Origin of the sequence: Rothia similimucilaginosa, assembly GCF_029850985.2 — a bacterium.
In the GTDB taxonomy this organism is placed as follows: domain Bacteria; phylum Actinomycetota; class Actinomycetes; order Actinomycetales; family Micrococcaceae; genus Rothia.
Map to the genome: position 1 here is coordinate 1,878,157 of NZ_CM138149.1, position 12,386 is coordinate 1,890,542.

The window sequence follows — 12,386 nt, forward strand, 5'->3', positions numbered from 1 at the left end:
ATATAATGCCGCGGACCTAATGCTTCTTTGTATTGGTCCGCGGCATTTTCTGTATTCGGGTGGGTTTTTATGCGCCGGACAATAGTGCCGGGGAGATGGAGTCCAGGTCTAGTACGCGCGCGTACATGACGGCACGGCGGTGCAGGGCGTTACGCAGTGCGCGGTGCACGCCGTCTTCGAGGTAGAGTTCGCCGCCCCATTTGACCACGTGCGGGAAGAGGTCGCCGTAGAAGGTGGAGTCTGCGGCAAGTAGGGTCTCGAGGTTGAGGGTTTTTTGGGTGGTGATGAGGGTGTCGAGGCGCACCTGCTGCGGCGGGATTCCTCCCCAGTCGGCGTGGGTCATGCCATGCTGGGGGTAGGGGCGACTGTCGCCTACTTTTTTGAAAATCATAGTGGTGCTTTCTACAGGTATGGGGAGCCTCGGCGGCACGTGCAACCGTGGGGTTCTGAAGAAATAGTACCAAGGGGCGTAAAAAATCCCCGGTCTTAGAATCTAAGACCGGGGATCGGTGGCGGAGGATGGGGGATTTGAACCCCCGAGGGCTGTTAACCCAACACGCGTTCCAGGCGTGCGCCATAGGCCGCTAGGCGAATCCTCCAGCTATGTTTTCTACGCATTGCGTAGGCAACTAATAAAACTTTACTACGCTTTTGCAAAACGCGCAAGCCCTGGATAGGAAAAGTAACAGAAAGCACACTTGTGAATGCTGGTGCCCCTGCTTTTGGGCGGAGCACCAGCGGAGCGGGCACGCAGTGCATATGACGGGTGCAAACTATCCAGGTGCCTGATTTTGGGTATGAAAAAACCTCCTACGCAACCGCTGAGGATTCGGATTCTGAGCGAGCGAAGAACAAATCCGGATCCGAAGCCGCGGAGCGCCAGCGGAGCGGGCACGCAGTGCATATGACGGGTGCAAACTATCCAGGTGCCTGATTTTGGGTATGAAAAAACCTCCTACGCACCCGTCATAGCTCGAATACCCTTGCTACCTTCCGGTCCTGGGGGAGTTTTCCAAGATAACGCCACGTAAGAGGCAAGACCCAGTATACCGGATTTTTGGGTTCTTGGGAATTCGGCGTGTCTGCGGTATTTCTGTGGGCATACATATCACCCGGGCGAGCATCCGGGGTGGTGGTGTGATGTGTTCGCTGGTGACTGTCGGCCACTCGGGCTGGGGGTAAAACGTCTAAAATGGTATGGATTGTCCTATCCGCACCCCCGAGTTGAAGAGGTTGCCGTGAGCACTGCCCTTTATCGTCGTTATCGTCCCGAGACCTTTGCTGAGGTTATCGGGCAGGAGCACGTGACCGAACCTCTTATGGTCGCCCTGGAGAAGAACCGTGTAAATCACGCGTACCTGTTCTCGGGTCCGCGTGGTTGCGGTAAGACCACGTCGGCGCGTATTTTGGCGCGTTGTTTGAACTGTGCGCAGGGTCCGACTCCTACTCCGTGTGGTGTGTGTGATTCGTGCCGTGAGCTCTCGCGTGATGGTGGCGGTTCCCTTGATGTGATTGAGATGGACGCGGCGAGCCACGGCGGTGTGGATCATGCCCGTGACCTGCGTGAGCGCGCTACTTTGGCGCCGGTGCGTGACCGTTACAAAATCTTCATTATTGATGAGGCGCATATGGTGACCCGTGAGGGTTTCAATGCGCTACTAAAGATCGTAGAGGAGCCGCCGGAGCACGTGAAGTTTATCTTCGCGACGACTGAGCCGAATAAGGTGCTGGGTACTATTCGTTCGCGTACTCACCATTACCCGTTCCGTTTGGTTCCGCCGGAGGTTCTTCTGCCATTCCTTCAGAGTCTGTGCGACCAAGAGCAGGTGGCTGTAGAGCCGGGTGTGCTGCAGCTGGTGATTCGTGCTGGTGGCGGTTCGGTGCGTGATTCGCTGTCGATTCTTGATCAGCTGATGGCTGGTGCGTCTTCGCAGAGCGGTATTGAGTATGACCGTGCGGTAGCACTGCTGGGTTATACCCACGCACAGCTTCTGGATGAGGTTATTGAGGCGTTGGGTGCGAAGGATGCGCCGACTCTCTTTGGTGCGGTTTCTCGTGTGGTGGCGACTGGTCAGGATCCTCGCCGTTTTGTGGAGGATTTACTCGAGCGTCTACGTGATTTGATTGTGGTGAAGGCTGTTCCGCAGGCTGCCGGTCAGATCTTGCAGGGTATTCCGCAAGATCAGTTGGAGCGTTTGGCTCAGCAGGCTCAGGCTCTGGGTGAGCGTGAGCTGACGGTTGCTGCGGGTACGGCACATGAGACTTTGAATGGTATGACAGGTGCGGCGAATCCGCAGCTTCAGCTGGAGTTGCTGTGTGCTCGTCTGCTTCTGCCTGCGGTGGAGAGTTCTGCCGGTGGCACTGAGGTTGCGGCATTGGCTTCTCGACTGCAGGTGTTGGAGCGTCGCGTGGCTTCTGGTTCTGCTGGTTCAGTTCCGGCGCAGGGTGGCATGTCTGTTGCTCGTGCGGCAGGTATGGCGGCTGCTGGCCTGGCGCCTAAGACTCCTAATGCGCAGGTTCCTAGCACCCCGATTCAGGAAGCGGTTCAGGAGCCGGCTCAGCCCGTGCAGCAGCTTACTTCCCAGCAGGCACCCCCTCAACAGAGCGGTTCTCAGCAGGCTAGCGCCGGTGCACCCCCGCTGGCGGGCGCGCCCCTTAGCACTGCACCTCTGGCACGGACCGTGCAGGCCCCTGCACCTCAGGTTGGTGCTCCCCTGGCGGGTAACACCCCTGCAGCACCTCATGCTCCGGAGGCTCCGAATGCCCCGACTTCTGCTGCAGCTGATGCCACTGCGTCGGGTACCCCCTCCGCGCCTTTGAAGCTTAACCCGAACGATCCGCTGGCGGCTGTTCAGGGTAATTGGCGTGCCATCCTTAACCGAATGAGCATTCCGGGTGCGGCGGAGCAGCTGATGAAGGTGCGTCCCGCCCGGATGGACGACGCGACCCTGTACGTGAGCGCCGACATTGCGACTTTGCGTGCGGTTAAGGGCTTTGTACCCGAGCTGACCGCCCGCGTGAGTGAGTTCCTGCGCCGTCAGGTGACCATTCACGCTCAGGTGGCGAAGCCCGGTGAGCAGGCCAGGCCTGCAGTTCAGCCTGCCCCTGTAGCTCAGTCCACAGCCCCCAGTGCTGCCGCAACGCAGCCTGCAGTTCCGGCGGCTGTCGCCCCGCAGGCGTCTCAACCGTCCGTTCAGCAGACTCCCCCGCAGTCCGCGCAGCCGGCGCCACTGGCTGATGGTCTGCGCGGCGGTGAGGATGCGTGGCGTCGCCACGGTCAGCCGCTGACCGGCGCAAACACCCCCGAGTCTACGAGCGTGGATGCGCCCCTGGGTGCATGGGAGGTTGCCACGATTCCGCAGAGCGCCACCGAGGAGGCACCTCAGCAGGCTGCCCCGGTTGCCCCGCAGGCACCGGCTGGCCCGCTTGCACCTGAGCCCCCGGTAGCCCAGCAGGTTCCGGTTGCTCCGGCGGGCGGTTTTGGTGAACGTGATTCCTTTGCGGCCTCCGGTAGTGGGGTTCCACAGCAGGAGAGCGCTGCTGAACCCCAGCATGCCCCAAATCCCCAGGGTGAGCAGGAGTCTCCGTTCTCGCAGGAGCCCCCTCACCTGGAGGAACCTCCGTATGAGGAGGAGCCCACCTTTGAGGATGAGCCTGCCTACACTGAACCGGTTGAGGCACCCGCGATGCCCGCAGCGCCTGTAATGCCTGCTACGCATGCAGCACCGGCTGGTCCGCTCGCTACTCCGGTTGCCCCAACAGACCCCCTTGCTGCGGCAGGTCCGTTGGCAGAGACACCGCAGACGACTGCGGCTGATAATACTCCAGCAAGCGATGTGAAGCCCGCAGCGCCAGCTTCTAACGCACCTACCGTGCCGACTCCTAACGCACCGGCGGGACCGGCTCGCCCGCCACACGCCGCATCCGATGAAGACTACGTCTCTGAGGATGACGAGAAGCTCGAAAACAGCGCCTTTATCGGTTTGCGCGCTATCGAAAAAATTATTGGGGGCACCGTCATTGACGAACGCCCCCTGCACCAGCCCTAACACGGGGTCGTAGGTGCCGCGCCCGCCATCGCACCGATGGCGGGCGCACTCATTCCACCCGCATACTCGCTACGCGAAACGCCCCTAAACTGTCGGGGGTTGGGTGCATACTCATAACGTCGCCCAAGAACAACACACCAGCACGACACACCACATCTGAAGGAGAAGCCATGTACGAGGGAGCAGTTCAAAACCTCATTGACGAGCTCGGCCGCCTGCCGGGTGTGGGCCCCAAGTCGGCTCAGCGCATCGCTTTTCACATTCTGAATGCGGATGCTGCCGATATGGCGCGCCTAGCCAACGCCATTTCCACGGTGAAGACCAGCGTGAGCTTCTGCGAAGAGTGCGGCAATGTTTCCGAGACGAAGCTGTGCACCATCTGTCGTGATGAGCGCCGCGACCCGTCCGTGTTGTGTGTGGTCGAAGAATCAAAGGATGTGGTGGCGATTGAGCGCACCCGTTCTTTTACCGGCCGCTACCATGTGCTCGGTGGCGCCATTAACCCGCTGGCGGGTGTGGGCCCGGAGCAGTTGCGTATTCGTGAGCTGGTGTCCCGCCTGGCGGATGAGCGCATTCAGGAGATTATTCTGGCAATGGATCCGAACCTTGAGGGTGAGGCAACCGCAACCTACCTGTCACGCATGCTTGTGCCTCTGGGTGTGCGCCTATCGCGTCTGGCGTCGGGTCTGCCGGTCGGCGGCGATCTGGAGTACGCGGACGAGATTACCCTAGGCCGCGCGTTGGAGGGCCGCCGCGTTATTAGCGAGGGCACAGCGGTGGCTCATACTGCCGCCGAGGACTTTGAGCGCGTGAACCGCGAGGAGGAACAGGAGCGTGAGCAGGCGGCTCAGGTTCAGGCTCAGGAGGCGAAGCAGAGTCGTCGCCGCTGGAATTCGAGCATGTTTGATGACCTGGATTCTGAGGATTCTGCCGGTGCCCGCACGGAGGCACCCGCCGCTGAGGGTGTGCAGGGCACAGTTGATGAGCAGCTGATTGAGCAGGTTCTGCAGGAGGCTGAGGAATTCGGCGACAAGGAATCCGGCGAGGAGGTCTCACCCGCCGATTCTGCTAATACTGAAACCACCGCAGAAGCCACCCCTGATCTGGGCGAAGACTCCGGCAAGGACGCCCCAGCGAGTACCGCCTCCGAACCCGCCGAAGCACCCGTAGCCGAGCAGGCAGAAAATGCGCCGGAGGTGTTCCGCACCCCCGACTATGAAGAGAAGATCCGCTCGATTCAGAACGCCCCGTTGCGTACCCCGAAGCCGGATGTTCCGCCGCTGCCGGGTGTCACTTACGTGAACCCGTGGACATAAAAACTCGCCTCCGCGGGCTTGCCGCACCCACCTCCACATTCCGCATCACTACCGCGTAATACTACGTAATATTTCACGGGACAATACATACGGGTGCACAGTTCGCCGCTTGTGCTGAACGCCGTCTACTATAAACGAGAGGCCGGCGTCTGCCGGTAGCACACAAGTAACTGACCTGGAGATATCAATGAGCCTGATCGTCCAAAAGTTCGGCGGTTCCTCCGTAGCGGATGCGGAGGGTATCAAACGCGTTGCCCGCCGCGTCGTGGACACTCAGAAGGCAGGTAACGATGTAGTCGTCGTGGTGTCCGCTATGGGTGACACCACCGATGAGCTGCTCGACCTTGCCGCAGAGGTCACCAGCAATGTCACTCCTTCCCGTGAGCTGGACATGCTGCTGACTGCCGGTGAACGCATTTCGACCGCAATCCTGTCGATGGCAATTAACGACCTGGGTGCTAAGGCCCAGTCTTTCACTGGTTCTCAGGCTGGCATGATTACCGACGGCGTGCACGGTTCTGCGCGTCTGGTAGAGGTCAAGCCGGAGCGTATCCGCGAGTCGATTGACGCCGGCAATATTGCGATTGTTGCTGGTTTCCAGGGTATGAACCGTCAGAGCGGCGATATTACGACTCTGGGCCGTGGCGGTTCTGATACGACCGCTGTTGCGCTGGCAGCTGCACTGAACGCTGACGTGTGCGAGATTTACTCGGATGTTGACGGCGTGTTCACTGCTGACCCGCGCATCGTTCCGACCGCGCATAAGCTGGATACCGTCACCAGTGAAGAGATGCTGGAGATGGCGGCAAATGGTGCGAAGATTCTGCACCTGCGCTGTGTCGAGTATGCTCGCCGTTTTAATTTGAAGCTTCATGTGCGTTCTTCGTTCTCGAACCTTGAAGGCACCATTGTGATCCCGGAGGACTCCGCGGAACTGACCCCCACCCATCTGAAGGAGATTCCCTTGGAACAGCCCCTGATTTCTGGTGTTGCACACGATCGTAGCCAGGCGAAGATTACCGTTGTTGGCGTTCCGGACGTTCCCGGTTCGGCAGCTAAGGTGTTCGGCCTGATCAACGAGGCGAAGGTTAACCTGGACATGATTGTTCAGAACGTGCCGACTGACCGCCCGAACGTGACCGATATTTCCTTCACTCTGGATCAGGCTCAGGGCGATGCTGCGCTGAAGGCGCTGAAGGCTGCGCAGGCTGAGCTGGGCTTCCAGGAGGTTATTTACAACGAGTCGGTTGGTAAGCTGTCGCTGGTTGGCGCGGGTATGAAGACTAGCCCGGGCGTTTCGTTCACTTTCTTTGACGCACTGTCTTCTGCTGGTGTGAACATTGACATGATTTCGACTTCTGAGATTCGTATTTCTGTGATTACTGAGCTGAGCAAGCTGGATGAGGCTGTGCGCGCGGTGCACACTGCGTTCGGCTTGGACACTGAGGGCGAGGCTACTGTTTACGGTGGTACTGGCCGCTAGGGCTCGTTTGTGAGCTGTACGCTTCGGGAGGGGCGGTACCGGGTTTTCTCGGCACCGCCCCTTCGTCGTATTTTTATGCATAGTTTAGGCTAGAAGCATGAGTAGTGTTGTATTTTCCCAGGTGATGGGTGCCCGCGAATGGCGTGCCGCCCAGTCAGCGCATGAGGCGCGTGCCGGCCGCTACGCCGACCCGTTTGCGCAGCGTCGCGCCCGCCACGAGGCGCACCCAGTGGAGGATTTCCTCTTCACCTACTACACGCTCAAGCCCGGCCAGTTTAAGCGCTGGCACCCCGGCGCCGGCATCATCCTGCTGGATGCACCCGAGCGCGCCTCCTGGCGTTTTTACCGGCCCGCAACCGAACAGGAGCTCCTTGACGCTGGCTGCACTCCCGAGGTAGCGCGCACCCAGGCAGAGGCCGCCTCCGCCGTCACCGTTGACGTCACCGATTTTGTGGAACGCCGCGCTACCGCTCTTGCTTTTACTCATGAAATTCTGCGCAATACCGCGACGAAGAAGGGGCAGTTCGGCTGCTTTGGCATGCACGAGTGGGCGATGGCATACAAGTCGGTGGAGAACAATATCCGCCACGACTACCTGCAGTTGCGCCTGGGTGCGGAGGGCACGGACCATGTGGTGGAGAAGCACCACATCCGTTGCTCCCACTTTGATGCGTTCCGTTTCTTTATGCCGCAGGCCGCACCCATGAACGAGCTGCAGCCGACCCGCGAGTCCCAGCGTTTTTTGGAGCAGCCGGCGTGCCTACACGCGAATATGGACGTGTACAAGTGGGCATATAAACTGTTGCCGCTGGTTGATTCGACCCTGGTCATGGATTGTTTCGACCTGGCGTGGGATGCGCGCGAACTGGATATGCGCGCGGCCCCCTACGATATTCGTGACTGGGGGTACGAACCGATTCCGGTGGAGACGACCGAGGGTAAGGCTGAGTACGTGCGGATTCAGCGTGAGCTCTCGGAGTATTCGATTGAGCTGCGTGAGCGCCTACTGAGGGTGTGCGAGCAGTATCTACCCCCGTTGGGTGATTAGCGGCCGGTGTTTACTATTTTGTCGGGAACTACTCGCGGATGGGGTTTCTAAGGCTCTGCTGCTGGCCCAGCGCATGAGAAAAAGACAGGTGATGGGTCGCTCATTTGTTCATTGGTAGGTCTCGCCATCTCACTTTTTGCTTCACTGGGGTAGAATGAGATACGGCTCATACAGAACCCACGCACCCAAGGAGTGCCCACACATGGCCCGTATTGTTGTTGATGTTATGCTCAAGCCCGAAATTCTTGACCCGCAGGGTAAGGCTATTTCTCACGAGCTTCCCCGTATCGGCGTCGATTCCTTCGTGGATGTTCGCCAGGGTAAGCGCTTCGAGCTGACCGTCGAGGGTGAGGCTACTGAGGAGCACCTCGCAGCTGCCCGTAAGGCTGCTGAAGAGTTGCTGTCGAACCCTGTCATCGAAGACGTTGTGAACGTTTCGGTTCTGGAGGACTAAGACCTATGGCTGAGTCCCTCGCACCTACTGAAGTCCCCCTGGTTGGCGACTTTTCTACTTATTCTCCGAACCCCGCTTTCGCCGATGCGCGCGTTGGCGTGGTGACTTTCCCCGGCACCCTGGATGACCGTGACGCTGCGCGTGCTGTCCGCCTGGCTGGCGGTACTGTTGTCGAGCTGTGGCACGACGACGCTGATTTGAAGAACGTTGATGCCGTCATTATTCCTGGCGGTTTCTCCTATGGTGACTACCTGCGTGCCGGCGCTATTGCTGCGAAGGCTCCCGTGATGCATTCGGTGATTGATGCCGCTAACGCTGCTGGTACCTCCGGTTCTGCTCCCCTGCCTGTTCTGGGTATTTGCAATGGTTTCCAGATTCTGACTGAGTCTCACCTGCTGCCCGGTTCGATGATTAAGAACGATCACCGCAAGTTCATTTGCCGTGACCAGGTTCTGCGCATTGAGAATAACTCCACCTCCTGGACGAGCAACTACGCTGCTGGCCAGGAGATTGTTGTTCCTCTGAAGAACCAGGACGGTCAGTATGTTGCTGACCCGAAGACTCTGGAAGCGCTGGAGGCTGAGGGCCGCGTGGTGTTCCGCTACGTTGGTTTCAACCCGAACGGTTCCCGTAACGACATTGCTGGCATCAGCAATGAGCGCGGTAACGTGGTCGGTCTGATGCCGCACCCGGAGCACGCTGTGGAGCCTGGCTTCGGTCCTTCCTCTTCCGGTTTTGGTGAGGTTTCTCTGCGCGGTGGCGCCGATGGTCTCGGCGTATTCACCTCGGTTCTTGCCAACCTGATTAACGCCCGCTAACGCACGACAAGGATTCTAAGAAGTTATGAGCGAAAAGCAGTTTAACCTCGACACCGTCGAGCACGCGGCGGCAACCCCGGACACTGAACTCCCCTGGGCTGAGCTGGGCCTGAAGGAGAACGAGTTCGAGGATATTAAGGAGATTCTTGGTCGCCGTCCTACCGCGGCTGAGCTGGCGATGTACTCGGTCATGTGGTCCGAGCACTGCTCTTACAAATCTTCTAAGGTTCATCTGAAGCAGTTCGGTGCGAAGGTCACTGATGAGATGAAGAAGGACCTGATGGTCGGTATCGGCGAGAACGCCGGTGTGACCAACATTGGTGACGGCTGGGCTGTTACCTTCAAGATTGAGTCCCACAACCACCCGTCGTATGTGGAGCCTTACCAGGGTGCTGCTACCGGTGTGGGCGGTATTGTGCGTGACATTATTTCCATGGGTGCACGCCCGATTGCTGTGATGGATCCGCTGCGTTTCGGCGCGATTGATCACCCGGACACCGCCCGCGTTATTGGCGGCGTGGTTGCCGGTATTGGTGGTTACGGTAACTCCCTGGGCCTGCCGAACATCGGCGGCGAGGTTGAGTTCGATGCCTGCTACCAGGCAAACCCGCTGGTCAACGCACTGGCTGTGGGCATTATGCGCCACGAGGACATCCGCCTGGCGAACGCATCGGGCGTGGGCAACAAGGTTGTTCTGTTCGGTGCACGCACCGGTGGCGACGGCATCGGCGGCGCGTCGGTGCTGGCTTCTGAGTCGTTCGATGACACCAAGCCTTCGAAGCGTCCTGCTGTTCAGGTGGGCGACCCCTTCGCTGAGAAGGTTCTGATTGAGTGCTGCCTGGAGCTGTTCAAGGGCTCCGTGGTTGAGGGTATTCAGGACCTGGGTGCTGCGGGTATTTCCTGCGCAACCAGCGAGCTGGCTTCTAACGGTGAGGGCGGCATGCACGTCGACCTTACCAAGGTTCTGCTGCGTGACCCCACTCTGACTCCAGGTGAGATTCTGATGTCTGAGTCTCAGGAGCGCATGATGGCTGTTGTCTCTCCCGAGAACGTGGAGCGCTTCGAAGCGATCATGAATAAGTGGGGCGTGGAGTACTCCTTCCTCGGTGAGGTCACCGATTCTGGTCGCCTGGTCATCGAGTGGGACGGCGAGGTCATCGTGGATGTTGACCCCCGCACCGTTGCACACGACGGCCCCACCTACGAGCGTCCTTACGCACGCCCCGAGTGGCAGGATGACCTGCAGGCTAACCACTTCACCGGTTCGCCTGCTGACGATTCCCGCCCGCGCGGTGAGGAGCTGGGCGAGGCAATCAAGGCGTTCATGGCGTCCCCGAACATGTGCTCCAAGTCCTGGATTACCAACCAGTACGACCGCTACGTTCAGGGCAACACCGCCCTGTCCATGCCGGACGATGGCGGCGTGGTGCGCGTGGACGAGAACACCAACCTCGGTGTTGCTCTGGCGACCGACGCCTCCCCGCGTTTCACCTACCTGGATCCGTACGAGGGTGCTCGCGCGTCCTTGGCTGAGGCGTACCGTAACGTTGCGACCGTTGGTGCACGCCCCGTGGCTGTGTCTGACTGCCTGAACTTCGGCTCTCCCGAGGATCCGGACGTCATGTGGCAGTTCGCTGAGGCTGTTCGCGGCCTCGCTGATGGCTGCATGGAGCTGGGTGTTCCGGTGACCGGTGGTAACGTGTCCCTGTACAACCAGACCGGTGGCAAGGCTATTAACCCGACCCCCGTGGTGGCGATGATGGGTGTGATGGATGACGTCACTCGCCGCACCCCTTCGGGTTGGGCTCCTGAGCATGACGGTCAGGCTATCTACCTGCTGGGTACTACTCGGGATGAGCTGGACGGCTCCGAGTGGGCTCGCTTCAAGGGCCACCTGGGCGGTCAGCCGCCGAAGGTTGATCTGGCTCTGGAGCGTCAGCTGGGTGACATGCTGGTGAATATGTCTCGTGACGGCATGATTGATGCCGCACACGACGTGTCTGCTGGTGGTCTGGCTGCGGCTCTGTCGGAGGCTTGCCTGCGTTTCAACACCGGTGCCCGCATTGGTCTGGGTGAGGTTGCTGAGCGTGACGGCGTGGACCTGTTCACCATGCTGTTCTCTGAGTCCCTGGGCCGCGTTGTGGTTTCGGTTCCGCGTTCTGAGGAGGTGCGCTTCAAGGATATGTGCACTGCTCGCCAGTTCCCCTTCGCACGTATTGGTGTGGTGGATGCTAAGTCGAACGCTCTGGACTTCCAGGATGAGGTTTCTATTGACCTGGATGAGCTGCGTGCAGCTCACGAGGGTACTCTCGCTTCTTACTTCGGTGAGGTTGCGAAGGGCTAGTTTTCGACTAGTTTGAGACTAACGCCGAAAGGGGCGGATGCTTGTGAAAGCATCCGCCCCTTTTGTTATGCCCGCAGGCTTGTGCGTTGGACGTTTAGGCGTTCAGGTTTATGCCTCGGCGACCTTGCGGCCCAGCTGCGCGAACAGGGAAGCGTTGATGCGGAAGCCTTCGACGCATTCTTCGATGAGAGCTTCGCGCTGTTCGTCGGTCAGGGGTGCGTTGTCGAGCAGTTCTCGGTAGCCGTCCTTGAAGACCTTGGGCTTGGGCAGTTCGGTGAAGCGGTACATGCTCAGTGCTTCGGCTGGGATGCCGTAGTGCCGGGTGACCAGCGCTGCGACTGCCTGGCCGCCGGAGAGGTCACCGAGGTAGCGCAAGTAGTGGTGTGCGAGGTAGCGTTCGGGGGAGTTGATGGTGGCGCGGATGCGCTCTACGTATTCTGCGGTTGCGGGCAGGGGCGCGTCGATGTCTCCGTCCTGGCCGAGCGCACGGATGTCTGCACGGATGTATTCTGCACGGTCGAGGCCGGGGTGGATAAAGGGTTCGGTGATGGGGCTGGGTTCTGCGCGGTAGTGTTCGGAGACTGCTTCGAGCGCTTCGTAGATGTGCACGTACTGGTTGATGAGACGCAGGTATGCCTCGGTGTTGAGGGAGCCGCCCATGAGGTCTTCCATGAAGGTGGAGTGTTCGGCGTTGTCATGGACGTGTTTGGTGCTTTCCTTCAGGCGTGAGGAGAAGCGTTCCTGGGTGGTTTCGGGGGCGGTCACGGTCATTGTGAGTTCCTAAAGTAGCTTGTGGGTGAACAATAAATGCTTTAGTGACACAATGTCACCAAACATGATACTGACATATTGTCACCAAAAACCGGTTTTGGCA

Annotated in this window: 9 protein-coding genes, 1 tRNA gene and 1 other RNA gene; 7 read left to right on the forward strand and 4 right to left on the reverse strand. The window is 59.4% G+C overall.

The features are described 5' to 3' along the window. Positions 1-67: 67 nt before the first annotated feature. The 3 genes from QFX07_RS07720 to ffs form a co-directional block, all read right to left on the reverse strand. A complete protein-coding gene (locus QFX07_RS07720; protein ID WP_279742214.1) occupies positions 68-391 on the reverse strand; it encodes a type II toxin-antitoxin system VapB family antitoxin in 324 nt (107 codons plus the stop codon). A gap of 119 nt (positions 392-510) precedes the next feature. Continuing rightward, positions 511-599, reverse strand: a tRNA-Ser gene (locus QFX07_RS07725). A gap of 344 nt (positions 600-943) precedes the next feature. Continuing rightward, positions 944-1,040: signal recognition particle sRNA small type (gene ffs / locus QFX07_RS07730), an RNA gene on the reverse strand. Positions 1,041-1,238: 198 nt separating this feature from the next. On the opposite strand from ffs, the gene QFX07_RS07735 reads away from it, so the two are divergent. The 7 genes from QFX07_RS07735 (at position 1,239) to purL (ending at position 11,512) form a co-directional block, all read left to right on the forward strand. Then, positions 1,239-4,049 carry a DNA polymerase III subunit gamma and tau gene (locus tag QFX07_RS07735; protein ID WP_279755020.1) on the forward strand — a complete coding sequence of 937 codons (2,811 nt, stop codon included), beginning with the start codon at positions 1,239-1,241 and terminating at the stop codon, positions 4,047-4,049. 170 nt (positions 4,050-4,219) lie between these two features. Next, positions 4,220-5,365: a recombination mediator RecR gene (recR, locus tag QFX07_RS07740; RefSeq protein WP_279755019.1), complete on the forward strand. Its 1,146-nt coding sequence runs from the start codon at positions 4,220-4,222 to the stop codon at positions 5,363-5,365. A gap of 187 nt (positions 5,366-5,552) precedes the next feature. Continuing rightward, the gene (locus QFX07_RS07745; RefSeq protein ID WP_279741391.1) at positions 5,553-6,848 is read left to right on the forward strand and encodes an aspartate kinase; all 1,296 of its coding nucleotides are present in this window, start codon (positions 5,553-5,555) and stop codon (positions 6,846-6,848) included. A gap of 97 nt (positions 6,849-6,945) precedes the next feature. Beyond that, on the forward strand, positions 6,946-7,896 hold the full coding sequence (locus QFX07_RS07750; protein ID WP_279755018.1) for a 3-methyladenine DNA glycosylase: 951 nt from the start codon (positions 6,946-6,948) through the stop codon (positions 7,894-7,896). A gap of 202 nt (positions 7,897-8,098) precedes the next feature. Then, positions 8,099-8,350, forward strand: coding sequence for a phosphoribosylformylglycinamidine synthase subunit PurS (gene purS / locus QFX07_RS07755; protein ID WP_005507194.1), 252 nt, complete (start codon positions 8,099-8,101; stop codon positions 8,348-8,350). A 5-nt stretch (positions 8,351-8,355) separates the two neighbouring features. Continuing rightward, positions 8,356-9,168 carry a phosphoribosylformylglycinamidine synthase subunit PurQ gene (gene purQ / locus QFX07_RS07760; protein ID WP_279741396.1) on the forward strand — a complete coding sequence of 271 codons (813 nt, stop codon included), beginning with the start codon at positions 8,356-8,358 and terminating at the stop codon, positions 9,166-9,168. Positions 9,169-9,193: 25 nt separating this feature from the next. After that, positions 9,194-11,512 carry a phosphoribosylformylglycinamidine synthase subunit PurL gene (gene purL / locus QFX07_RS07765; protein ID WP_279755017.1) on the forward strand — a complete coding sequence of 773 codons (2,319 nt, stop codon included), beginning with the start codon at positions 9,194-9,196 and terminating at the stop codon, positions 11,510-11,512. A gap of 108 nt (positions 11,513-11,620) precedes the next feature. On the opposite strand, the gene QFX07_RS07770 is transcribed toward purL, so the two are convergent. Then, complete coding sequence (locus QFX07_RS07770) at positions 11,621-12,283, reverse strand: biliverdin-producing heme oxygenase (RefSeq protein ID WP_279741399.1); 663 nt, start codon at positions 12,281-12,283, stop codon at positions 11,621-11,623. Between the last annotated feature and the right edge of the window lie 103 nt (positions 12,284-12,386).

What these genes read in the sequence shown, in the direction of transcription:
- QFX07_RS07720 (WP_279742214.1), bottom strand. Translation starts at nt 391, where the DNA reads ATGATTTTCAAAAAAGTAGGCGACAGTCGCCCCTACCCCCAGCATGGC.
- purS (WP_005507194.1), top strand. Translation starts at nt 8,099, where the DNA reads ATGGCCCGTATTGTTGTTGATGTTATGCTCAAGCCCGAAATTCTTGAC.
- purQ (WP_279741396.1), top strand. Translation starts at nt 8,356, where the DNA reads ATGGCTGAGTCCCTCGCACCTACTGAAGTCCCCCTGGTTGGCGACTTT.
- QFX07_RS07770 (WP_279741399.1), bottom strand. Translation starts at nt 12,283, where the DNA reads ATGACCGTGACCGCCCCCGAAACCACCCAGGAACGCTTCTCCTCACGC.
- QFX07_RS07745 (WP_279741391.1), top strand. Translation starts at nt 5,553, where the DNA reads ATGAGCCTGATCGTCCAAAAGTTCGGCGGTTCCTCCGTAGCGGATGCG.
- QFX07_RS07750 (WP_279755018.1), top strand. Translation starts at nt 6,946, where the DNA reads ATGAGTAGTGTTGTATTTTCCCAGGTGATGGGTGCCCGCGAATGGCGT.
- recR (WP_279755019.1), top strand. Translation starts at nt 4,220, where the DNA reads ATGTACGAGGGAGCAGTTCAAAACCTCATTGACGAGCTCGGCCGCCTG.
- purL (WP_279755017.1), top strand. Translation starts at nt 9,194, where the DNA reads ATGAGCGAAAAGCAGTTTAACCTCGACACCGTCGAGCACGCGGCGGCA.